Annotated in this window: 18 protein-coding genes; 3 read left to right on the top strand and 15 right to left on the bottom strand. The window is 64.8% G+C overall.

All coding sequences use genetic code 11. The features are described 5' to 3' along the window. Positions 1–8: 8 nt before the first annotated feature. Together IPU70_RS14710 and IPU70_RS14705 are read right to left on the bottom strand one after the other, a co-directional pair. Positions 9–2,357 carry an acyl-CoA dehydrogenase gene (locus IPU70_RS14710; RefSeq protein ID WP_207468261.1) on the bottom strand — a complete coding sequence of 783 codons (2,349 nt, stop codon included), beginning with the start codon at positions 2,355–2,357 and terminating at the stop codon, positions 9–11. A gap of 47 nt (positions 2,358–2,404) precedes the next feature. Then, positions 2,405–3,085, bottom strand: coding sequence for a TetR/AcrR family transcriptional regulator (locus IPU70_RS14705; protein ID WP_207468259.1), 681 nt, complete (start codon positions 3,083–3,085; stop codon positions 2,405–2,407). Between the two features lie 381 nt (positions 3,086–3,466). Here IPU70_RS14705 and IPU70_RS14700 point away from each other — a divergent pair, with 381 nt between their 5' ends. The 3 genes from IPU70_RS14700 to IPU70_RS14690 all read left to right on the top strand — a co-directional run bounded on the left by IPU70_RS14700 (position 3,467) and on the right by IPU70_RS14690 (position 7,413). Then, positions 3,467–5,071: a hypothetical protein gene (locus IPU70_RS14700; protein WP_207468257.1), complete on the top strand. Its 1,605-nt coding sequence runs from the start codon at positions 3,467–3,469 to the stop codon at positions 5,069–5,071. 564 nt (positions 5,072–5,635) lie between these two features. Then, the gene (locus tag IPU70_RS14695; RefSeq protein WP_013395120.1) at positions 5,636–6,388 is read left to right on the top strand and encodes a response regulator transcription factor; all 753 of its coding nucleotides are present in this window, start codon (positions 5,636–5,638) and stop codon (positions 6,386–6,388) included. Positions 6,389–6,747: 359 nt separating this feature from the next. Next, complete coding sequence (locus tag IPU70_RS14690; RefSeq protein WP_207468255.1) at positions 6,748–7,413, top strand: response regulator transcription factor; 666 nt, start codon at positions 6,748–6,750, stop codon at positions 7,411–7,413. A gap of 117 nt (positions 7,414–7,530) precedes the next feature. On the opposite strand, the gene IPU70_RS14685 is transcribed toward IPU70_RS14690, so the two are convergent. From IPU70_RS14685 to IPU70_RS14625, 13 genes are all read right to left on the bottom strand, one after another. After that, positions 7,531–8,805 carry a glycosyltransferase WbuB gene (locus IPU70_RS14685; protein WP_207468253.1) on the bottom strand — a complete coding sequence of 425 codons (1,275 nt, stop codon included), beginning with the start codon at positions 8,803–8,805 and terminating at the stop codon, positions 7,531–7,533. Next, on the bottom strand, positions 8,802–9,362 hold the full coding sequence (locus IPU70_RS14680; protein WP_013395117.1) for a putative colanic acid biosynthesis acetyltransferase: 561 nt from the start codon (positions 9,360–9,362) through the stop codon (positions 8,802–8,804). Before IPU70_RS14680 ends, IPU70_RS14685 begins: the two co-directional genes overlap by 4 nt. Then, positions 9,359–10,246, bottom strand: a complete 888-nt coding sequence (locus tag IPU70_RS14675) for a glycosyltransferase family 2 protein (protein ID WP_207468251.1) — start codon at positions 10,244–10,246, stop codon at positions 9,359–9,361. The genes IPU70_RS14680 and IPU70_RS14675 overlap by 4 nt, the downstream gene beginning before the upstream one ends. A 13-nt stretch (positions 10,247–10,259) precedes the next feature. Continuing rightward, positions 10,260–11,390, bottom strand: a complete 1,131-nt coding sequence (locus IPU70_RS14670) for a glycosyltransferase (RefSeq protein ID WP_207468250.1) — start codon at positions 11,388–11,390, stop codon at positions 10,260–10,262. Continuing rightward, entirely contained in the window at positions 11,383–12,678 is a 1,296-nt protein-coding gene (locus IPU70_RS14665; protein WP_207468248.1) for an O-antigen ligase family protein, read from the bottom strand. The genes IPU70_RS14670 and IPU70_RS14665 overlap by 8 nt, the downstream gene beginning before the upstream one ends. A gap of 27 nt (positions 12,679–12,705) precedes the next feature. After that, on the bottom strand, positions 12,706–13,608 hold the full coding sequence (locus IPU70_RS14660; RefSeq protein ID WP_013395113.1) for a glycosyltransferase family 2 protein: 903 nt from the start codon (positions 13,606–13,608) through the stop codon (positions 12,706–12,708). 20 nt (positions 13,609–13,628) lie between these two features. Then, positions 13,629–14,945, bottom strand: a complete 1,317-nt coding sequence (locus IPU70_RS14655) for a lipopolysaccharide biosynthesis protein (RefSeq protein ID WP_013395112.1) — start codon at positions 14,943–14,945, stop codon at positions 13,629–13,631. Between the two features lie 38 nt (positions 14,946–14,983). Continuing rightward, positions 14,984–15,937 carry a GDP-L-fucose synthase gene (locus tag IPU70_RS14650; RefSeq protein WP_013395111.1) on the bottom strand — a complete coding sequence of 318 codons (954 nt, stop codon included), beginning with the start codon at positions 15,935–15,937 and terminating at the stop codon, positions 14,984–14,986. Between the two features lie 6 nt (positions 15,938–15,943). After that, entirely contained in the window at positions 15,944–17,053 is a 1,110-nt protein-coding gene (gene gmd / locus IPU70_RS14645; protein ID WP_013395110.1) for a GDP-mannose 4,6-dehydratase, read from the bottom strand. Positions 17,054–17,063: 10 nt separating this feature from the next. Further along, a complete protein-coding gene (locus tag IPU70_RS14640; RefSeq protein WP_207468246.1) occupies positions 17,064–17,426 on the bottom strand; it encodes a VanZ family protein in 363 nt (120 codons plus the stop codon). A gap of 61 nt (positions 17,427–17,487) precedes the next feature. Beyond that, positions 17,488–18,918 carry a mannose-1-phosphate guanylyltransferase/mannose-6-phosphate isomerase gene (locus IPU70_RS14635; protein WP_207468244.1) on the bottom strand — a complete coding sequence of 477 codons (1,431 nt, stop codon included), beginning with the start codon at positions 18,916–18,918 and terminating at the stop codon, positions 17,488–17,490. A 5-nt stretch (positions 18,919–18,923) separates the two neighbouring features. Then, positions 18,924–19,442 (bottom strand): GDP-mannose mannosyl hydrolase, encoded by a 519-nt coding sequence (locus tag IPU70_RS14630; RefSeq protein ID WP_242702507.1) that lies wholly within the window; start codon positions 19,440–19,442, stop codon positions 18,924–18,926. Next, the gene (locus IPU70_RS14625; RefSeq protein ID WP_207468242.1) at positions 19,432–20,841 is read right to left on the bottom strand and encodes an undecaprenyl-phosphate glucose phosphotransferase; all 1,410 of its coding nucleotides are present in this window, start codon (positions 20,839–20,841) and stop codon (positions 19,432–19,434) included. The genes IPU70_RS14630 and IPU70_RS14625 overlap by 11 nt, the downstream gene beginning before the upstream one ends. Between the last annotated feature and the right edge of the window lie 204 nt (positions 20,842–21,045).

The following is a 21,045-nucleotide window of genomic DNA, read 5'->3' as shown; positions in this document are numbered from 1 at the left end:
TGCCTCCTTCAGGCGACCCTGCGTTCGGCCGCGGGGCTGCCCTGGTCCGCGGCGCGCAAGTCAAAGGGAAAATCATCCACTTTCACCACCGTGTCGCGCAAGCGGTTGCGGCGTTTCACCACTGCAAATTCTTCCGGGGTGATGCCGCCGATGGCGAAGGCGGCGTCGGCGATGTCGCGCACATTGGCCTGCGGATTGCCGTCAAGCGCGCCGCGCTTTTCAAGTTCGCGGATCTTGGCTTCGATGGGTTCGGCGTCCAGCGTGGCGGCCAGGGCCAGTTCGATCGCGCCCACGGGTTCGGCTTCGGTCGCCGGCAGATGGCAGCCCGCGGTCAGGCGGTCTCGCGTCGCGCTCGGGTTGATCAGCAGCCGCGCCACGTCCTGCCCCAGTTGGTCGGACGGCAGGGATTGCGTGCGGCCCCAGGGGAAGACCAGGCGGCGCAAGCTCCAGGCCACGAAGCGGTTGGGGTAGTTGTCGAGCACGCCTTCGATGGCTTCCTGCAACTTGTACAGCGCATCCTGGATCGACCAGTGGGCCAGCGGCGCATCGGCCGCCTGGCGGCCTTCGTCCTCGAAGCGTTTGAGCGTGGCGCTGATCAGGTACATCTGCGACAGCACGTCGCCCAGGCGCGCCGACAGGCGCTCGCGGCGCTTCAGGCTGCCGCCCAGCACCAGCATCGACGTATCGGCCAGCAGAGCGAAGGCCGCGCTATAGCGGCTGAGCAGCTGGTAGTAGCGCTTCATGTCGGGTGCGACGTCGGCGTTGACGCCGACGAAGCGCGCGCCGGTGAGCGCCGTGCCCAAGGCGCGCAGCTTGTTCTTCGCGACGAAGCCCACGTGGCCCCAGAAGGCGCGGTCGAAATCGTCCAGGCCGCGCTTGCGGTCGGGCGACTGCGCGGCTTGCATTTCAGCCAGCACGTAGGGATGGCAGCGGATCGCGCCCTGGCCGAAGATGATCAGACTGCGCGTCAGGATGTTGGCGCCTTCGACGGTGATGCCGATGGGAATCTGCTGATAGGCGCGGCCGAGGAAGTTGGACGGTCCCAGGCAGATGCCCTTGCCGCCGATGACGTCCATGCCGTCGTTGACGACCTGGCGCGCGCGCTCGGTCACGTGGTACTTGACGATGGCGGACACGACCGAGGGCTTTTCACCCAGGTCCACCGCGCCCGCCGTCATGCTGCGCGCGGCATCCATCATGTAGGTGTTGCCGCCGATGCGCGCCAGCGCTTCCTCCACGCCTTCGAACTTGCCGACGGGCGTGCGGAACTGGCTGCGCACGCGCGCATAGCCGCCTACCGCCCGCGTCGTCAGCTTGGACATGCCGGTGTTGGACGAGGGCAGCGAAATCGAGCGCCCCGCTGCCAGGCATTCCATCAGCATGCGCCAGCCCTGGCCGGCCATGGCCGGGCCGCCGATGATGAAGTCCAGCGGCATGAACACGTCCGTGCCGCGCGTGGGGCCGTTCATGAACATGGCGTTCAGCGGAAAGTGGCGGCGGCCGGTGTCGACGCCGGGATGGTCGTGCGGCACCAGCGCGCAGGTGATGCCCAGGTCTTTCGCGCCGCCCAACAGGCCGTCGGGATCGTACAGGCGGAACGCCAGGCCCAGCAGGGTGCACACGGGCGCCAGCGTGATGTAGCGCTTGTCCCAGGTGACCTTCATGCCTATTACTTCGCGGCCCTGCCATTCGCCCTTGCAGACGATGCCGCTGTCGGGGATGGCGGCGGCGTCGGAACCGGCCCAGGGACTGGTCAGCGCGAAGGCGGGTACTTCCTCGCCGCGCGCCAGGCGCGGCAGATAGTGGTTCTTCTGTTCGTCGGTGCCGTAATGCAGCAGCAGTTCGGCGGGGCCAAGCGAATTGGGCACCATGACCGATACCGCCAGGGCCGACGAGCGCGTCGACAGCTTGGTCACGATTTCGGAGTGGGCATAGGCCGAGAATCCCAGGCCGCCGTATGCCTTGGGAATGATCATGCCCAGGAAACCCTGGGTCTTCAGGTAGCTCCAGACTTCGGCCGGCAGGTCGTAGCTTTCCTGGGTGACGTGCCAGTCGTTGACCATGCGGCAAGCCTCTTCGGCCTGGACGTCGAGAAAGCGCTGTTCGTCATCGTTCAGGCGCGGGCGGGGATAGGCCAGCAGGCGGCTCCAGTCGGGGCGGCCGCGGAACAATTCGCCCTCCCACCAGACCGTACCCGCTTCGAGCGCATCGCGCTCGGTGTCCGACATCTGCGGCAGCACCTTGCGGTACAGATTGAAGATCGGAGCGGACAGCAGGGCGCGGCGGATGGGACGCACGCCCAGCACGACCGCGGCAAGCAGCGCGACGATGACCAGGGCGAGGATGACTGCGTTCATTTTCTTGTCTCCGTGGAGGTTCTGTTCCGTCTGCGGGCGCGTCGCGCTCAGGGCACCTGCGGCAGCGGCGCGCGCAGGCCGCCGAGCAGGAAGCTCATCAGGCGCGGCAGCAGCAGGTTCGGGTTATCGGGCTGTTCGGCGTCGTCGATGGTCCAGCCGGTGACCGAGCGCAGCAGGTCGGTGCCGATGATGGCGTACGACGTGGCGCCAAGCATGAACTGGAAGCGCCATACGATCTCCGCGCGGGGCACGTCTGGCAGGGCTGCGAACAATGCGTTGCGGTAGCGCTCCAGCACATCCGCGTATTCCTCCGCGAACAGCGCGCGGATGAAATCCGAGGGGTCGGTCATGGTGCGTTCAAGCAGAGGCAGGAAAGTGCTGCCGGCCTGGGCGGGATCGGCCGCCAGGCGCAGCAGCGTGCCGAAAAAAGCGTCCACGATCTGCGACGGCTTCAGCGGCCTGCCTTCGGCGTGCGCCTCGAGTTCATCCAAAAGTCGCAAACGCAAAAGTCGCAAACGCTCGCGATTCAGCACTTCCAGGCGCCGTTTGAGCACCGCCTGTACGAGTGACTCCTTGGAGCCGAAGTGGTAATTCACCGACGCCAGATTGACGCCGGCGGCCGTGGTGATCTGGCGCATCGAGGTGCCATCGTGTCCCTGCTGGGCAAACAAGGCCTCGGCAGTATCCAGGATGGATTCACGGGTAAGGGACGGTCTGATTTCTTGCATAAGGTTGAATTCAAACGTTCGTTTAAAAACAATTATGCGTGAGAGAAGGCTGATACGCGAGCCTCGGCTATCCCCAATAGGGTTTACCACTAGCGACACTCGTGTCGCACCTTCTGGACCGGCCGGATTTTCGCCGAACTCCACCAGAGGGATGACGAATCTCATGCGTAGGGAGTAGCAATTTCCTAGTGTTTGCGCACGATCCTGAGCCATTCGTCCTCGGACTGCCGACCTAGGATGAATGTGGTCTGGAAGGGACGCGCAAAACCCCGCAGTATCAGCGCGAAGAGAAGAATCTGTCGCGCCCCTGAATACACAACGGCTAGCCCGTTCGCCGTAACGGACGGAACGCCGAGACGCCCTGGCACAGGAGCAGGAGAAATGAAAACCTACAAAGTGGGACTGCTGGTTGACGGGTACGAGCAACCCGGCTGGATGCATGAGATGGTGGAGTGGCTCGCGCATAGCCAGGATTTTGAAGTCGCTGCTTTGCTGGTGATGAACATGGAAGGCGGGGAGAAGGCCCCCCGCCTGGGTACGCGCGCCCTGTTTGGCGCCTTGTCGCGCCTGGAAGCGCGGCTGTTGCCGGCCAAGCAGCGGCAGACGCTGGCCTGCCGCGACATGCGCGCAAGCTTGCCGCCGGATACGGCCGCTGTCCTGCCGTTGGCGCCTGGCCTGCCCGCAGCCGAGGCGCAGCGCCAAGTTGCGGCGCTGGGCCTGGATCTGGTCATCACCTTGGGCGCATCGCCGGCTACCCGCGAACAAATCACGGACTGGGCGCGCCTGGGCGTATGGCAGCTGAGTTATTCAGATATTGCCGTGGCGACAAGCCGCTATGCCGGCTTCTGGGAGGTCTTCCAGCGCGAAGACCACACCACGGTGAAACTCTGGCGCGTGGGGCCGCGGGAGGATCAGGACGAACTGCTGGACCAGCGCAGTTTCAACACTGAAGTGTTCTGGCTGAAGAATCAGGCGCGCGCGTTCAGCCTGGGAAATTTCATGGTGTACGACGCGTTGCAGGCGCTGGCCCGCGTCAAGCAAGGGGTTGCGCCACCCGCCATGCAGATCATGAGCGGCTTGCGGCGCGAGGATCCGGTGGAGTGGAATAGCGTCGCATATATTGCGCGCCAGGCGTGGTTAATGTCGGATTTGATTGTGCGGCGCGTCATGAAGCGCAATGTGCGATGGCGGATCGGTATGTTTCCATCGGCCCGGCAGCAGGCGGTGGTGTCCGAGGCCATGGTATTGCAGCCGCCCAAGGGCAGATTCTTCGCAGATCCGTTTGTATATACCCAGGATAAAAAGCCATATATATTTTTCGAGGATTACGATTTTACCTCCCGCAAGGGAACGATCTCGGTCGCGACCTACTCTGACGGGGCTTTCCGCCTGCTGGGTACGGCCTTGAACCTGCCCTACCATTTGTCGTTCCCATATATATTCGAGCACGAAGGCGTCACTTACATGGTGCCGGAAACCTGCGGAAATCGCAGTATAGAGCTATGGAAATGCACCGATTTTCCGCTTAAGTGGGAGCTCGATGTAAATCTGATGACGAATATATCCGCTGTCGATACCATTATTTTCAAACATGGCGAATATTGGTGGCTATTAACCAATATCGACCGGACCGACGGCCAAAGCCATTGCGATGAGCTATTCGCGTTTTTCTCGGATTCGCCGCGCTCGACCGAGTGGACGCCGCATGCCTGCAACCCAATCGTCCGCAACCCGATGCGGGCGCGCAACGCCGGAATCGTTGTGTCGCCTGGGGGAGAGGTGATCCGTTGCGCCCAGTACCAAGGCTTCTGCCACTACGGCAAGGGCGTGTCGCTGAACCGGATCGAGGAGTTGTCGCCATCCACCTACGTGGAAACGGACGGCGAAATCCACTACGCGAGCTTCCTGAGAAAACGCCATGCTTCGATGCACCATTGGCATCATCAGGGCGGCCATACGGTATTTGACTTCGCCTATATGGAGTAAATCGTGCCGGAAACGCAAAAATAAAAATGTTACCTATATTTCGATTACAAGAAGAACGCACGGGCTCGATGTGTCCGCGGAAACATATAGAGAGTTATTGCCCTGGTTCCGGAACTTCCAGGCCGCTCCCGGCGGATGCCGCGGCGCGGCTTTTTTACGGCTGTAACAAAGGCCTGCCTTAGTCGGAAGCCCGCGTCCGTCCTGCATGTTCCATAGGAAAAGCGCAAGCTTCGTATGGGGAATTCCTGGTGAAAACCCTAGCGCCGGAACGGCTGAGGAGCGCGTCTCCTCCATATTTACGATGATGATTAAGGCTAACGAATGATTTCTGTTTTTGTCGGATTATATCGAGCCGAAACGTCTTGATTTTGACAATTTCGAACCATAAGATGGGTCCATGCCATCCGTTATGTTGGCTACCAAAGTCTCCCAGCCCAAATGCTCCGGTTCAGCTTCATTAGATATTCCGGAATATTGCGGACTCGCATCGCAGGGTTGGAAAAAAAATAGTCTTCAGCACAGCGAAGATCCCTTCTAGGCCCGTCGAAAAACCGGGAGGACACCATGGCCAAGATGGTCCTGATTGAAGCCCATCCGCTCCTGCGGTTGGGGTTGTGGCAGATTCTGAGCAAGTTGGATGATGTGTGGGAAATCGAGGGGATGGGTTTGGCTGACATCTCCAAGGCGGACGGCGTGCACGCGGGCGCCGATCTGCTGATATACGGATTGCCGGTGGATACCGACGAAGCATGGAGCGCGCTGCATGAAATCCAGCGCGTGCTCACGCCCAAGCGGATCCTGCTGCTGACTGACGTGATGCCCCTGCCCATGCCGGTGCAGGGCTTGCCCGGGGCAAGCGTCTACGGTTGCCTGATGAAGACGGCCTCGGTGGAGATTCTTGAAGCGGCCATCCGCCTGGTCATGGCGGGTGGACAGTGCTTCCCCAGCGAACAGGCATTGCAGGCTCCCGCGCAAGCGGTCTGCGCCTTGCCGGCCAGGGACGCCGACGATGCCGCCGCCAGCAAGGGTTCCATGCCCGTCAGCGCCGGCGCGCAGCTGTTGCAGATCACGCCGCGCCAGTATGAAGTGCTGGTGTTGCTGGCGCGCGGTTATCCGATCAAGACTGTCAGCAGGATGTTGAACATTTCGGTGGCCACGGCCAAGACGCATGCGTGCACGCTCTACCAGCGCTTGCATGTCAAGAACAAGGGCGAAGCCGTATACGCGGCGCTGCAGCGCGGCGCGACCTTGGAATGGCATGAACCCAATGGCAGGGATGTGGACGCCGGGCAGCTTTATGGGCGCAAACTCGGGTAACCGGGGCGGGTCGCGCTGCCTGCCCGGCAGCCTGGGACGTTCGCGTTCCTTTGCTGCCGGGAATGCGCATAGCCATCCTGGCTAATTCATACACAGCAGTATCGGCGGTCGCGGTGCTGCTGCTTTCCTCCACCAATCATCCTCCTGAACGAGATTCAGCGAACGTAGCCGCTGATAGCATGGGTTGTGTCCGCAAGTCTGGATCGAGAAGGCGAACCACTCCGCCTCGCCATCGCGATCCAGCGCCGCGGACGAGATTCCCGTGAGGTCGGTGACGCCAGCAGCCTGCCGTTGCAGCAATGATGCGCCAGCGTCATGGGAACCGTGTATGGGCCATGCGTCACAAGGTTCCCCCCGGGATGACAACCGTACTGATCGAAGACTACGCTCTGCTCCGTGTCGCGATCCAGCATGTGCTGGAGCGTGCGCGGAACACCGATGACATTCTGGCCATCTCGCCAGCCCAATTGCTCACCATGTCCAGTTCGATCAACCGCCCAGTCGAGTTGCTGGTGATGGGTTGCAGCGGCCTGGCCGAGCAGGACGTTGGCCTCCTGTCCCAGTCGATGGCGTTCTTCATGCCGCGGCTGGTGCTGGTGCTTTACTCGGTACTGGACCCGGGCGTCATGGCGGCGTGTGCGCGGGCCGGGGTCGCGGGCTATATGCCCAAGGCCTCCAGCCCCGATGCGCTGGCCGCTGCGGTCAGCCTGGTGATGGCGGGCGGCGAATGCTATCCGCAGCCGGCGGCCCGACCTCAGGGCGCCTCGCATCCGCCAACCCAGGAACTGAGGGAATTGACGCAACGGCAGGAAGAGATCCTGCAATTGCTGGTACAGGGCAAGACCATGCGGGAGATCGGCCAGCAGGTCGGCATTTCCGTGGCCACGGTAAAAAGCCATGCGCGCACCCTGTACTGGAAGCTCAACGCGCGCAACCAGGCGGAGGCGGCCTACATCGCGGTGCAGATGGGGCTGGTCAGAAGCGGCAATGGCTCGGCGCCAGCCAAGCACGATCCCGACGCGTAGGATCGGCGAAGCGCGGGCGTTCCGATGCAGGAGCCCCGGCTTCGAGCGCGCGCAACCCATCAACAACCGCCGCAAGGAACTTGAGCCCCGCAGGGCGTCGATGGCTTACGCGCGCGATCAGGCGCCGGTGTTGGCGTCGGATTGCGCCGCGCGGCCCGCGGGTTTGCCCTTGGCGCCGATGAGGCTGGCGAATTCCTGCTCGGCCGCGGCCAGCACGCTGTCCACGTGCAGATGCGCCTGCGCGTACTGGCGCGCCGCAGCGCCCAGCGTTTCGCGGATTTGCGCGTTGTAGCTGAGCTTGCGCACGGCCTCGGCCATGGCGGCGCCGTCTTCGGGCGGCGTCAGCAGGCCGCAGCGCGCCACCACGCCGGCCAACTCGGTGCCGGGCGAGGCGCCACATACCACCGGCCGGCCGCTGGCCAGCATGCCCGTCAGTTTGGACGGCATCACCAGGTCGGCGGCGCCGGCGCGTTGCGGCAACAGATGGATGTCGGCGGTGTTCAGCAATTCACCCAGGCGTCCGGCCGGCTGCAGATCCAGGAAGACGACGCGGGCCAGGCCCGCGCATTGCTGTTGCAGCGGCGCGCGCTCGGGTCCCTGGCCGCAGAACACGAACCACAAGCGAGTCTCGCGGCCGAGCCTGCGGGCCACGTCGGCCAGGGTCTGCAAGCCCTGCTTGCCGCCCATGTTGCCCGAATACAGCGCAACGATGGCGTCGTCCGGGATGCCCAGTTCGGCGCGGTAGCGGCCGCCGCCGGCATGCGGCGCGATCGCATCCACGTCGATCCAGTTCGGCAGCAGCACGGCGCGGCCCGGGTCCACGCCCTTGGCGCGCGCCAGGTCCAGCATGCGGTTGGATATGGTGGAGACGCGGTCGAAGCGGCGCATCAGCCAGCGTTCGGCCCGGAGCACCATGGCGCGCAGGCCGGCGCCCTTGAGCAGCCCCAGCTCGAATGCGGCGTCGACTTCGTAATCCTGGATGTGCAGCCAGGCGCGGGCGCCGCAAAGCCGCGCGGCCAGCCAGGCGGCGGGCGCGCAGAAGAGCGCGGGTTCCACCACCAGGATGATGTCCGGCCGCCCGGCGGCGGCGCGCAACAGCGACGGCAGGCTGGACAGGGCGAAACTGGCCAGGTGTATCAGGCGCTTGAGGCCGCCCGGACGTCCGGGCACCCAGAGCGGGGCGCGGCGCACGGTGACGCCGCGCAGGATTTCCTTGCGGTAGCGGCCGGCGCGGTAGCCCTCATGCACCTGCCATTGCGGGTAGTAGGGCGGGGCCGTCACCACGCTGACCTCGTGGCCGCGCGCGGCCAGCCATTCCGCCAGCTCGGCGCTGTACTTGCCTATGCCGGTGAGTTCGGGCGCGTAGTTGATGCCGTAGATGAGGATCTTCATGCCGGGCCAGCCTGGCGCGGGCGGATGGGACGGCATGGGTTGCCGTGGCAAATCATGGCGGGAGGCATGTTGCGGAACACCGAACTGCGCGCGCCGATCACGGCTTCGCGTCCCACGGTCACGCCGGGGCCGATGAACACGTCGGTCGCCACCCAGGCGCCGTCCTCGATGCGCACCGCGCGCTCGCGCAAAGGGAATTCAGGCTGCCCCGCATCGTGGTCGGCGGCGCACAGGTAACTGCGCTGCGACACCACGGCGTGGGCGCCGATATGGATGGGGCCAAGGCTGTAGATGACCGCGTCGTCGCCGATCCAGGCGTAGTCGCCGATTTCGACTTTCCACGGATAGGTCACGGTGGCGGTGGGCCGGATCAGGACCTTGCGGCCGACCTGCGCGCCAAAGCAGCGCAACAGCCAGCGGCGAAAGCCATAGGCCACCTGCGGCGACCAGCGGAACAGCGTCGCCTGCACCGTCCACCAGAGCTGCACGGTCAGGGCGGAGCGGCCGCGCTGGCCAGGCGCCAGCGCGAAACGGTCCAGACGTTGCAGGGCGCTCATTTGGCGGCCCCCGCCACGGCGTCGTCGCGCGCGGCGGCTGCGCTGGCCTGCCGCGCCTTCTGGATCTCCTCGGTCTTGATGCCGATCTGCCAGTAGTACATGGCCCGCGCCACCGCGTAGTCGTAGCCGGCCTTGCCGTCCAGGAAGCCCAGGCGGAAGACGTAGGAATGCAGGAAGGAAATGGGCGCCTTGAACGGCATGGCCTGGAAGATGCGCTTGAGCAGGGCGCGTGCGCCCACGTTGGCCTCGCGCGGATCGTTCATCAGGCCCTTGGTGCGCAGGTTCGCTTCCCAGTCGGAATAGCGGTTGTGCTTGTCGAAGTAGTGGAACAGCGAGTCATGGTCGTTGTGCACCATGCGCTCGCGCAGGGCGAAGGTCTCGCCTTCCACTTGCGGCTGGTAGTGGCCTTCCACTTCCCACATGTGGGCCACGTCCAGGTCGTCGTAGTCCAGGAAGCGCGAGCGGTCGCGCGCCAGCAGCGCCAGCTTGTAGACGCGGTGTCCGTGCTCCAGCTTCTTGCCGCAGAACACGTAGTCGAACGGCACGAAGGCGCCGCCCGCGCCCGCCGCGAAGCGCGGCAGGACTTCGCGGATCTCGGCGGCCAGGCCCGGCGTCATCTCTTCGTCCGCGTCCACGTACAGCACCACGGGATGCGAGAACGGCAGCTGCTCCAGGCACCACTGCTTCTTCTTGGGATACTTGCCGTTCCACTGGAAATTCGAGACCTTGGCGCCCAGCGCCGTCGCCATCGCGCAGGTGGCGTCGGTGCTGTTGGAGTCCACCACGAAAACCTCGTCGAATTCGACCAGCGCCTTCAGGCATTTGTTGATGTTGCGTTCCTCGTTCTTCGTCATGACGACGACCGATACCGGTATCTTCTGCATGATGCTGTCCTGTTCAGGGCGTGCCGCGCTGCATCAGCGGGCGGAAGAGGGCGATGACGTTGCGGCAATGCCGTTCCAGCGAAAAGGCGTCGGCGCGTTCGGGCCCCTGGACCGCAAGCCTTTCACGCATCTCCGCGTCGTAGGCCAGGCGGCGCACCGCCTCGGCCAGGGCGGCTGCATCGCCCACCGGAACCAGCAAGCCATAGCGGCCGGAATCCAGAATTTCGGCGGGGCCATGCGGACAGTCGGTGGAAATGACCGGCACACCCAGGCATAGCGCTTCCACCAGCACATTGCCGAAGCTCTCGCGCAGGGAAGTCAGGGCGAAGGCGCCGGCGCCTGCGATCACCGGAAACGGATTGTCGATATGGCCGGCCAGGGTGACCGGGGTGCGGGAGCCGCTTTCGTCGATGCGTTTCTGCAGGGCGGCGTGCTCGGACCCTTCGCCCAGGATGGTGAAGCGGATGCCGGGGTCGTCCAGCAGCGTGGCCGCGTCTATCAGCGTCGCATAGTCCTTCACCGCTTCGAGCCGGCCCACGGCCACCACATGGTAGGGCGCGGGTTGCGAAGCTTCGTCCGCGCCGTGGCCGCCCTGCGCGCGGACATTGTCCAGCGGCACGCCGTTGTAGATGGTGTGGACCTTGCCGCGCAGCGGCGGAAACATGCTGACCAGATCTTCCTTGACGCCGCGCGACACGCCCACCACTGCATCGTGGCGGCGGTAGGTCTGGCTGACCAGCCAGCACTTCAGGCGCCGCATGCGCGAGGCGCCGTAGTGGATGGCGGGGCTGCTGTGTTCGAAGGCGACCGTGCTGAACTTGCCGCGCAGCAGCTTCTTGGCCACGATGACCAGCATGTTGCACAAGAGGCCGTGCGAGCAGACGATGGCGGGCTTGTCGCGCCTGATCTGCCGGAGCAGCTTGAAAAAGGCCACGGGCAGCATCAGCCGCAGCGCGGCGGGAGATTCGTTGACGGGGAGGGCCCGGGTTACCTTGGGGTTGGCGACGGGATATTCGCGGACGCGCGAGCGCAGCAGGAACAAGGCGGAATCCACCCCTTGTTCCGGCAAGGCATCCACGATGAAGGCGACACATCTTCCTACGCCGCCGTGCAGGTCTGGCGCGACAAACAAGACATCAGGCATGTGGGATCACTCGAGTTGGCGTCCGGCGCGCAACGTCCGGGCGGTGGCTGGGGGCGGATGTCGTTCTTTGTTCAGGCACGGGCATGAGCTGGGCATTGCGCATCAGCGACAGGCAATAGCACAGCAGGAAGCCGGTGAAGGCGGTCTTGGGCGCGTAGGCCAGGCCGCCGGAAAGCGAGTCGATGAAGATGTAGATGGGGGCGGTGGCCAGCAGGTAGCGCCGGTGCAGCTCCAGGCCTGGATGCGCGTATCGTCGCAGCAGGGTCAGCAGCAGGATGAGCACGGGCGGCAGCATGATCATGATGGTTCCGACCACGCCGAACTTCATCAGATAGAAGGCCCAGGAGTTGTGGGCGAAGGTGCTCAGTTCGAAGCCGTTCTCGCCCATGACCCAGCTGCGAAAGCCCGCGCCCTTGCCAAATACCGGGCTTTCGGCGAAGAAGTCCATCTGCCCCTGCATTTCCTGGACGCGCGCGCCATAGCTGGAGTCCTCGTCTAGGCGCTCGACGCTGAAAATGCGATTGGTCAGCACGTCCAGGTAGCCGATGCTGGCGAAGACCAGCACGCCGGCGACCGCGGCGGGCGCGAAGACCAGGACGGCGCGTCGCCGGATTTCGGGGCCCGCGCCCAGCAGCACGGCGATGATTACCGAGATCGCCAGCTGCAAGTACTGGCTGCGGTTCAGCGAAAACACGAGGGCGAGCAGCATGTAGACCGTCAGCGCATAGGCCTTGGGTCCGGAAACATTGAGCGTGCGCCGGAAGTACAGCAGCGACACCACGCCGAACGGAATGGCCCAGACGCCCAGCCGCACGTTGCGCAGCGGATTCGCCACGCTGAAGCCCTGCAGCTGCTCGGCCAGCATCAGCGTGGCGACGGCCAGGCAAGACGCCACGATGTACTTCTGCAGCACCGCATAGGCCGCCGGGCTGTCGATGTCCTTGTAGCAAAGAAAGGGCGTGCACAGGAAATAGAACACAATGCGCAGGTCGCGCGCCACGTCGCCGGTCTCGATGCCCGGGTGGTGCAATGACACCAGCAGCAGGTAGATCACCGACAGGGCCTGGATCCCCAGAAGCATGCCCAGCAGGCCGCGGGGAAGCGCATAGGCCGCGGGATCCGCGAGCCGCAACGCCTTGACCACCAGCATGGCGACGAACAGGAAATCGAACGGCGACAGCTTGAAGCTGCCGACCCCAAGGACGAAGCGGTCATCGTTCAGGGCCAGCGCCGTGAAGGCGAACAGGCCCAGCAGATGCAGGGTGGACAGGCGGCGGTGCGTGCTCATTGCGGCTCTTCTCGGTGTGGACGGGCGCTAGTGCGAAGCCCAGTCGTCGCGTCCGAATATCTTGGTGGTCAGCTTTTCGAACAGATAGGACAGGTCTCCTTGCCGCGCATGAGCGGCCACCTTGGAAGCGCGGCAGGACAGCTCGAACAGCTTGCCCAGGCCGGGCTCGGTGCGGCGGATGCGCGTGACGATCTGCTCGCGCTCCTCCAGCAGCACGTCCTGCATCAGCGCCGTCTTGGTTTCGTCATGGGCGGTGTACACACCCATGGCGTCTGGCACGATCAGGTTCTTGCCCTCGCGCAGCAACCGGCTCCAGAGTTCCAGGTCCATGCAGTAGCGCATGCTCTCCTGCAGCAGTCCGTACTTCTGCAACAGGTCGCGGCGGAAGATCGCCGACTGGTTCGGGATGGACGCCTTCACTACTGTCAGCGTGCCGCGGTTGACCGGGGTGTAATGGATCTTGCGGAAGATCTTGTTGTCGGCGTCGGCGACGAACAGATTGCCGCTGACGATGGGCGCGCGGCCCTTCGAAGCGGCCGCGCCCAGCTTGCGCAAGGCGCCGGGGAAGTACAGGTCGTCGGAATTCTGCCAGCCCACGTAATCGCCGGTGGCGCGTTCGAAGCCCTTGTTGATGGCATGCGACTGGCCGCGGTCCGGCGTGCTTTCCCAATAGGTCAGATAGCGCTCGTACTTGCGGATGATGTCCACGCTGCCGTCGGTGGAGCCGCCGTCGATGATGATGTACTCCAGCCGCGGATAGCCCTGGTTCAGCACGGACAGGATGGTGCGTTCCAGGAAGCGGGCCTGGTTGAACGAGGGGGTCACGATGGTCACTTTCGGCAGCAGGCTGCCGGCAATCGGCGCCGGCGGCCGCAACTCGCGGACGAAGTCGATGAGCTGACGTGAATACTCGTTATGACGCTTGCGCATGTAGGACCTCAGCATTTGAGTTAACGGGTGGCCGCAGGCAAGGCGCCCGGAAAGTCGGGCCGGGATTGACGGATGGCGAGGGCCACGCCGGCCAGCGTGATCGCCGCGTAGGCCATGCGGCCCCAGGCCGCGGCGTGTTCGCCCGCCGCGTGTACCAGCCCCGCCATGACGCACAGCATCGCCAGGCCGCCCAGGCCGTTCAGGATGGCGACCGCGCGGGAATTGCCCAGCCCGAGCAGGGAGAAGTGCGCGGCGGCGTTCAGGGACAGCAGCCCCGAGGCCACGATAAGCAATCGGAAGGTACCCAGATGGCCGCTGGCGACGTTGTCCCCCAGCAGCAGGTTCAAGAGCGGATGGCTGACCGCCAGCACCGCCAGCGTGGCGCTGGCCGACAGCACCAGGTTCCACAGCATCATGCGGCGGATCTCGTGTTCGACCGCGCCAGGGTAGGGCGGCGAAACCGACAGGCGGGTGACGCGCGGCATGGCCTTCTGGAAGATGGCGACCGACGCGGTATGGATGATCTGGCCGACCTGCACGCCGACCGTGTAGATCGCGAGCGCCGCCGGCCCCATGAGGCTGCCGACCAGCACCCGGTCCACCGAGCCGAAGGCCAGGGCGCTCAGGCTGTTCAGCCAGGACCAGCGGGAGAACTTGAAGGCGTCCATCATGGCGCCGCGGTCGCGCACCGGGCGCACCAGGATGCGGCCATAGGCGCGCGCGAACACGCGCATCTTCACGCTGCCCGCCACCAGCAGTCCCAGCGCCTGCGCCAGTCCGGTCCAGGTCGGCGAGGCCGTCAGCCAGGCCGTGGCGCAGGCCAGCGCCATGGTGCCGGTGCGGCTGAAGACTTCGCATAGCGCCGTGGCGCGGAAGTCCTCGCGGCCCTTCAGGCAGCCTGAGAACAGCTGGTCATATTGCTGCGTCAGGTAGATGGCCAGGGCCGGCATGGCCAGCATGGTCACTGCCACGCCGCCGAAGGTCGCCTCTGGCCAGCCCAGGCCCACGACGCCCCACAGCAGCACCGCGGCCAGGGTCACGACCGCCAGCGCGCAGCCGATCAGCGACATGCTCACGCCGGCTGCGCGATAGGCGCCGCCGGGCTCGTGCATGCGCTCGGACACCAGCTTGGTCGCGGTCACGGCAGCGCCCAGGTTGGCGGCATTGCCGAAGCCGGCCAGGGCGATGATCATGGAGTACTGGCCGAAGCCCACGGTCCCCAGCTGCCGGAACAGGATGGGCAGGGCCACCAGCGCCGCGACCGGGCCGATGCCATACTCCACCAGCCCCCAGAAGGAGGCATTGCCGGCGACATGTTTCCTGAGGAATCCGAGCATGGCTGGGGCCTGTAGGCATAAGGGTTCTGGCGAGGCCGTCAGGCCACGGGCAGCGCATGCTGGGTGCGTTCACGCAGGAAATGCCCGTAGGCCAGCGTGATGCCATGCGTCAGCGAGATCTCCGGTTTCCAGCCCAGCGCCTGCACGCGGGCCGAATCCATCAGCTTGCGCGGCGTGCCGTCGGGCTTGCTGCTGTCGTAGACGATATTGCCTTCGTAGCCGACGACGCGGGCCACCAGTCTGGCCAGGTCGGCGATCGAGATGTCCTGTCCGGCGCCGATGTTGTACATGCCTTCCGCTTGCGGATGCTCCATCAGCATGACGCAGGCCTGGGCCAGGTCGTCCACGTACAGGAACTCGCGCAGCGGCGCGCCGGTGCCCCAGATCGACACGCTTTCCTGGCCGGCTTCCCGGCCTTCGTGGAACTTGCGGATCAGCGCGGGCAGCACATGGCTGCTTTGCAGGTCGTAGTTGTCATGCTGGCCGTACAGGTTGGTCGGCATGGCGCAGATGAAGCGCGCGCCGAACTCGCGCTGGTAGGCCTCGCACAGCTTCAGGCCCGCGATCTTGGCGATGGCGTAGGGTTCGTTGGTGGCTTCCAGCGGCCCCGTCAGCAAGGCGTCCTCGCGGATGGGCTGGGGGGCTTCGCGCGGGTAGATGCATGACGAACCCAGAAACAGCAGCTTGCGCACTCCGGCCGCATAGGCGGCGCGGATCACGTTGCACTGGATCATCAGGTTCTTGTACAGGAACTCCACCGGATGCGTCTGGTTGGCCAGGATGCCCCCGACCTTGGCCGCGGCCAGGTACACCACGTCGACCGGGGTGGTCGAGAAGAAACGGTTGACCTGGTTCTGGTTCTCCAGATCCAGCTCGTCTCGGCCGCGGGTCAGCACGTTGCGGTAGCCGCGGCGCTGCAGTTCGCGGGTGATCGCGGCGCCGACCATGCCGCGATGGCCCGCGACGAAGACGCGTTGCTCCAGGTTCGTCATGTCGTGCTACTCCTTGTAGGCGTAGATTTCGTAGCCGTTCTGCTCGACCAGGGCATCGCGCCGCGCGTCGCGCAGATCGCTCTCGACCATTTCCTTGACCAGTTGCGCGAAGGAGGTGCGGGGCGACCATCCCAGCTTTTCGCGCGCCTTGGTCGGGTCGCCCAGCAGGGTTTCCACCTCCGTCGGACGGAAGTAGCGCGGATCGACCCGGACGATGACCTGGCCCGGCTTGATGTCGTGCACCGGCGAGAACAGCACGGTGGCGGTCTCTTCCAGGCCTTCGCCTTCCCAGGCCAGCAGGATGCCCAGCTCGCGCGCCGCCGTATTGATGAACTCGCGCACGCTGTACTGCATGCCGGTGGCGATGACGTAGTCCTCGGGCGTGTCCTGCTGCAGCATCAGCCACTGCATTTCGACGTAGTCGCGGGCATGGCCCCAGTCGCGCAGCGCGGACAGGTTGCCCAGGTACAGGCATTCCTGCAGGCCGAGCACGATGCGGGCCAGGCCGCGGGTGATCTTGCGCGTGACGAAGGTTTCGCCGCGCTTGGGCGATTCGTGGTTGAACAGAATGCCGTTGCAGGCATACATGCCATAGGCTTCGCGGTAGTTCACGCTGATCCAGTATGCGTACAGCTTGGCCGCCGCGTACGGGCTGCGCGGGTAGAACGGCGTGGTTTCCTTTTGCGGCGTTTCCTGCACCAGGCCATACAGCTCGGAGGTGGAGGCCTGATAGAAACGGGCCTTGTTTTCCAGCTTCAGGATACGGATGGCTTCCAGCAGGCGCAGGGTGCCCAGGCCATCGGCGTTGGCGGTGTACTCGGGTTCCTCGAACGAGACGCCGACATGGCTTTGGGCGGCCAGGTTGTAGATCTCGTCGGGCTGCACCGACTGCACGATGCGGATCAGGCTGCAAGAGTCGGTCATGTCGCCGTGATGCAGCACGAAATTGCGGGGCTGGTCATGCGGATCCTGGTACAGATGGTCGATCCGCGCGGTATTGAACAGCGAAGCGCGCCGCTTGATGCCGTGGACCTCATAGCCCTTGGCCAGCAGAAACTCCGCCAGATAGGCCCCGTCTTGGCCAGTAACGCCGGTAATCAGTGCCCGTTTTGGCATGGTTGTATCCTTAAGACTTAGTGACTGCACGAAAGGAGCCGAAGGCTGCGGTACCAATGTGCAATGAGATTACTGTTGCACCAGCCGCGGAGATATCGGCCAAAAGGTCTAATAAATCAGCCTGTCGATACGGAAAAAAGGACTGGATTGCTTCATCCAAAGCGCCCAGGGCCGCCACCCCCAGCAGGGCCGTCAGTCCGGGACGCCGCTGCACCGAGAAATAGATCAAGGTGGTCAGGAAGGCGTAAGCCGCAAGATGCAGGCGCTTGTCCCCAAAAGCGTCCGACATTTCGGCGGCCAGGCCAGGCAGGTTGCCCACCGTCACCAGCACGGCGAAGAACAGGCCTGCAAAGGGCAGGCAGATCCGGGCCATGCCTGGCCTGAAGAAAGACTCCTTCTCGGAGGCGGGCAAGCGCGGGCGGCGTGGAGGCTCCTCACACTCGGCCATACATGTCCTGGAATCTGACGATGTCGTCCTCGCCCAGGTAGGCCCCCGATTGCACCTCGATGATTTCCAGCGGGATCTTTCCTGGATTCTCCAGGCTGTGGATCTCGCCCAGGGGGATGTAGGTGGACTGGTTTTCGGTCAGCAAGTACTGTTTGTCGCCGTTGTAGATGCGCGCCGTGCCCGAGACCACGATCCAGTGCTCCGCGCGGTGGTGGTGCATCTGCGAGGACAGGCGTGCCCCGGGCTTCACCGTGATGCGCTTGACCTGGTAGCGCGGACCCTGGCCGACCGAGTCATAGGATCCCCACGGCCGCTGCACTTCGCGGTGATGGTTGAGCTCGGAGCGGTGCTGCGTCTTGAAGATCTCGACCAGCCGCTTGACGTCTTGCGAGCGCGATTTGTGCGCCACCAGCACGGCGTCGGCGGTTTCGATCACGACGATGTCGTCCAGGCCCACCGAGGCGACCAGCCTGCTGGTGGAGTGGATCAGGCAGTTGCGCGAATCCTCCACCATGACGTCGCCGGTGGTGGAGTTGCCTTCCTCCGTCTTCTGGGCGATGCCCCAGACCGCGTCCCAGGCGCCGACGTCGCTCCACGAGGCGGCCAAGGGGATGACCACGGCGCTATCGGTGCGCTCCATGATGGCGTAGTCCATGGAATCGCTGGGGCAGGCCTCGAAGGAGGGGCCGTCCAGGTGGAACAGCGCATTCTCGCCATGGCCGATGGCCACCGCCGCCTGCACCTGTTCCAGCATCTTGGGCGCCAGACGCGCCATTTCCGACAGGAACACCGAGGCCTGGAAGGCGAACATGCCGCTGTTCCAGTAATAGCCGCCATCCTCGATGAAACGTTGAGCGACCTCGGGCGAGGGCTTTTCGACGAAGCGGCGCACCCGGCGCGCGGGCGCCATGACACCGGGCTCGTCCGCCTGGATGTAGCCATAGCCGCTCAGCGGGGCAGTGGGCTTGATCCCGAACGTCACCAGCGCGCCCTGCAGGGCGGCCCGGTAGGCTTCGGCGAAGGCGGCGCGCAGCACCTCGCCGTCTTCCAGCACGTGATCCGAGGGCATGATGAGCATGACCAGATCCTCGCCGTCGCGCATGGCTCGCAGGGTGGCGGCGGCGATGGCTGGCGCCGTGTTGCGGGCGAACGGCTCCAGGATCACTTCCACGTCCTTGATGTCCAGCTCCAGCGCTTGCTCCGCCGCGATGTAGCGGTGCGCGTCGTTGCATACCAGGGTAGGCCGGGCCTCGGCGCCGGCCGATCCCAGCCGCAGCAGGGTGTTCTGCAGCAGGCTGCGGTCATCGGTCAAACGGATGAACTGCTTCGGCAGCAGTTCGCGCGACAACGGCCACAAGCGCGAGCCTGAACCGCCGCAAAGAATGACTGCCCGGTACGGGGGAGGGGGATTGGTCATGGCGCTCACTCCTTGAAGTAGGCCTGGGTGTAGGGGTGCACGCCGGGATCGGCGGCGATGGCCCGGGCGGGCAGCCAGCGGTAGCTGCGGTGCTGGGCCTGGGGCAGGCAGGAAATGTCCAAAGAAAGCTCGGCCTCATAGGCGAGGACGACGTAATGGGTGGAGCGTCCGGCTTCACCCGCAAAATTGGTGCCATAGAAGTGCTCGTACACGCCGCGCGGGGTCCAGGCCAGTTCGGTGACCGGGATGCCCAACTCTTCGCGGGCGATGCGGCGCAGCGCGTCGCGCAGGGTCTCGTTCTTGCGGATGCGCCCGCCCGGCACGAACCAGGCGCCCTGGGCCGGCGGATTGGCGCGCAGGCCGGTCAGGTAGCGGCCTGCGGCGTCGCGCAGCAGCAGGTCGATGGATACCAGCGGCAACATCTCGACCGCCTGGCGGAATTCCGCCTGCGCCAGTACGCCGCCGGGGGCCGCGGCCCGCTGCCGCCCGGATCGTTCGGGCCATCCCAAGGGTCTAGTAGACATTGCGGCCCGTCCATCCCGATACCGCCGTGCGGGCGATGATCTGCAGGTCCATCCTGAACGTCCAGTGCTGGATGTAATAAATGTCGTACTCGACCCGGTCGCTCATCTTGCGCAGCGTGTCCGTCTGTCCGCGCAGGCCGTTGACCTGCGCCCAACCCGTGATGCCGGGCTTGACGCGGTGGCGCATCATGTAGCGCTGCACCAGGTCCTTGTACATTTCGTTGTGCTCCAGCGCGTGCGGGCGCGGGCCCACCACCGACATGTCGCCCATCAGCACATTCAGGAACTGGGGCAGCTCGTCCAGGCTGGTGCGCCTGAGGAAGCCGCCGATGCGCGTGATGCGCGCGTCGTTGCGGGTCGCCTGGGTGACCACGCCGTGCTCCTGATGCACTGTCATGGTGCGGAACTTGTAGACATGGAAGACCTTGCCGTCCACGCCCAGCCGGGGCTGGGTGAAGAACACCGGCCCGCGCGATGTCACCTTGACCAGGAATGCCACCGTCAGCATCACGGGCGACAGCCCGATCAGCGCGCAGAAGGCGAAGCTGCGGTCGAAGATCTCCTTGGCCCAGCCCCGCACGCCAGCGGCGGGCAGGCTGTTGAGCTGTATCGCGGGCAGGCCCAGGAATTCCCCGATGCGGTGCCCCAATAGCTGGATCGACATGACATCGGGGATCCAGCGGATATCCACCAGGTCGTTGCGCAGGTGATAGAGGACTTCGCGCAGTTCCTGGCCCGCCTCCATCGGCAGCACGATCCAGATCTCGCGGACGGTGTGCTCATGCACGAAGGCATGCAGTTCATCCAGGTCATGCAGGCGGCGGACTTGCGGCGGCAGGTTTTCGTGGGGCTCGGCGTAGATGCCCGCCACTTCGTAGCCCGCGCCGCGGTATTGCTCGACGCGGCGCCACAGGTCGTGGCCCAGCGCGCCAAAGCCCACCAGCAGCACGCGCTTGCGGTCCAGCCCGCGGTCGCGCGCGGCGCCCAGCACCGCGTAGACCGCAATGCGTAAGCCGGCCAGCGTCAGCGCCGACATGCCGAACCATGTAGCCGCCCATACGCGGGATATCGCCGCGGTCTGGTGCATGAGAAAACTGATGCAGATGCCCAGCGCGAACACCAGCGCCCACGCCGCCAGGCTGCGCACCACCAGGTCGGTAAGCAGGCGACCGCGCCAGGATACGTACAGGCGGAAGGCCGGAAAGATGGCCACGACGCCGAGGCCGCACAGGTACACAAGGAACAGATGGATTTGCGGAGGATCCGCTAAGGCATCGTCCGAGAATTTCAAGCCGGTGGCAGTCAGGCCGCAGGTGATGACGATCGCGGCATCGAGCAAGCGATAGAGATAGCTTGCCCCGCTGAATCTAGACGACGTGTCCGTTTGGGACGGGTCCATCGCGCACTCCTGTTCGTGGGGAGCCGCTCTGCGTCGAGCAAAAACCGTGCACTGCCGCAAAGCTTGTGGCTACCGACAAAATCTTATTGAGTGCGCAACGCACCCGAAACCTCCAAACGATGTAGGAGAAGGCTTAGGACATCCGTCGAATGTGCGGGCCTAGGAAAAGAGAGTGGAATGTCGCAACCCGTTACGCATCGGGCT

Source organism: Achromobacter sp. SD115 (assembly GCF_017355315.1).
GTDB classification, from domain to species: domain Bacteria; phylum Pseudomonadota; class Gammaproteobacteria; order Burkholderiales; family Burkholderiaceae_B; genus Achromobacter; species Achromobacter xylosoxidans_B.
This window is presented reverse-complemented; position numbering and strand designations above follow the sequence as displayed.

Excerpts from the sequence above, each read along its gene's own strand:
- IPU70_RS14710 (WP_207468261.1), bottom strand. The coding sequence starts at position 2,357 with ATGAACGCAGTCATCCTCGCCCTGGTCATCGTCGCGCTGCTTGCCGCG.
- IPU70_RS14705 (WP_207468259.1), bottom strand. The coding sequence starts at position 3,085 with ATGCAAGAAATCAGACCGTCCCTTACCCGTGAATCCATCCTGGATACT.
- IPU70_RS14700 (WP_207468257.1), top strand. The coding sequence starts at position 3,467 with ATGAAAACCTACAAAGTGGGACTGCTGGTTGACGGGTACGAGCAACCC.
- IPU70_RS14695 (WP_013395120.1), top strand. The coding sequence starts at position 5,636 with ATGGCCAAGATGGTCCTGATTGAAGCCCATCCGCTCCTGCGGTTGGGG.
- IPU70_RS14690 (WP_207468255.1), top strand. The coding sequence starts at position 6,748 with ATGACAACCGTACTGATCGAAGACTACGCTCTGCTCCGTGTCGCGATC.
- IPU70_RS14685 (WP_207468253.1), bottom strand. The coding sequence starts at position 8,805 with ATGAAGATCCTCATCTACGGCATCAACTACGCGCCCGAACTCACCGGC.
- IPU70_RS14680 (WP_013395117.1), bottom strand. The coding sequence starts at position 9,362 with ATGAGCGCCCTGCAACGTCTGGACCGTTTCGCGCTGGCGCCTGGCCAG.
- IPU70_RS14675 (WP_207468251.1), bottom strand. The coding sequence starts at position 10,246 with ATGCAGAAGATACCGGTATCGGTCGTCGTCATGACGAAGAACGAGGAA.
- IPU70_RS14670 (WP_207468250.1), bottom strand. The coding sequence starts at position 11,390 with ATGCCTGATGTCTTGTTTGTCGCGCCAGACCTGCACGGCGGCGTAGGA.
- IPU70_RS14665 (WP_207468248.1), bottom strand. The coding sequence starts at position 12,678 with ATGAGCACGCACCGCCGCCTGTCCACCCTGCATCTGCTGGGCCTGTTC.
- IPU70_RS14660 (WP_013395113.1), bottom strand. The coding sequence starts at position 13,608 with ATGCGCAAGCGTCATAACGAGTATTCACGTCAGCTCATCGACTTCGTC.
- IPU70_RS14655 (WP_013395112.1), bottom strand. The coding sequence starts at position 14,945 with ATGCTCGGATTCCTCAGGAAACATGTCGCCGGCAATGCCTCCTTCTGG.
- IPU70_RS14650 (WP_013395111.1), bottom strand. The coding sequence starts at position 15,937 with ATGACGAACCTGGAGCAACGCGTCTTCGTCGCGGGCCATCGCGGCATG.
- gmd (WP_013395110.1), bottom strand. The coding sequence starts at position 17,053 with ATGCCAAAACGGGCACTGATTACCGGCGTTACTGGCCAAGACGGGGCC.
- IPU70_RS14640 (WP_207468246.1), bottom strand. The coding sequence starts at position 17,426 with ATGGCCCGGATCTGCCTGCCCTTTGCAGGCCTGTTCTTCGCCGTGCTG.
- IPU70_RS14635 (WP_207468244.1), bottom strand. The coding sequence starts at position 18,918 with ATGACCAATCCCCCTCCCCCGTACCGGGCAGTCATTCTTTGCGGCGGT.
- IPU70_RS14630 (WP_242702507.1), bottom strand. The coding sequence starts at position 19,442 with ATGTCTACTAGACCCTTGGGATGGCCCGAACGATCCGGGCGGCAGCGG.
- IPU70_RS14625 (WP_207468242.1), bottom strand. The coding sequence starts at position 20,841 with ATGGACCCGTCCCAAACGGACACGTCGTCTAGATTCAGCGGGGCAAGC.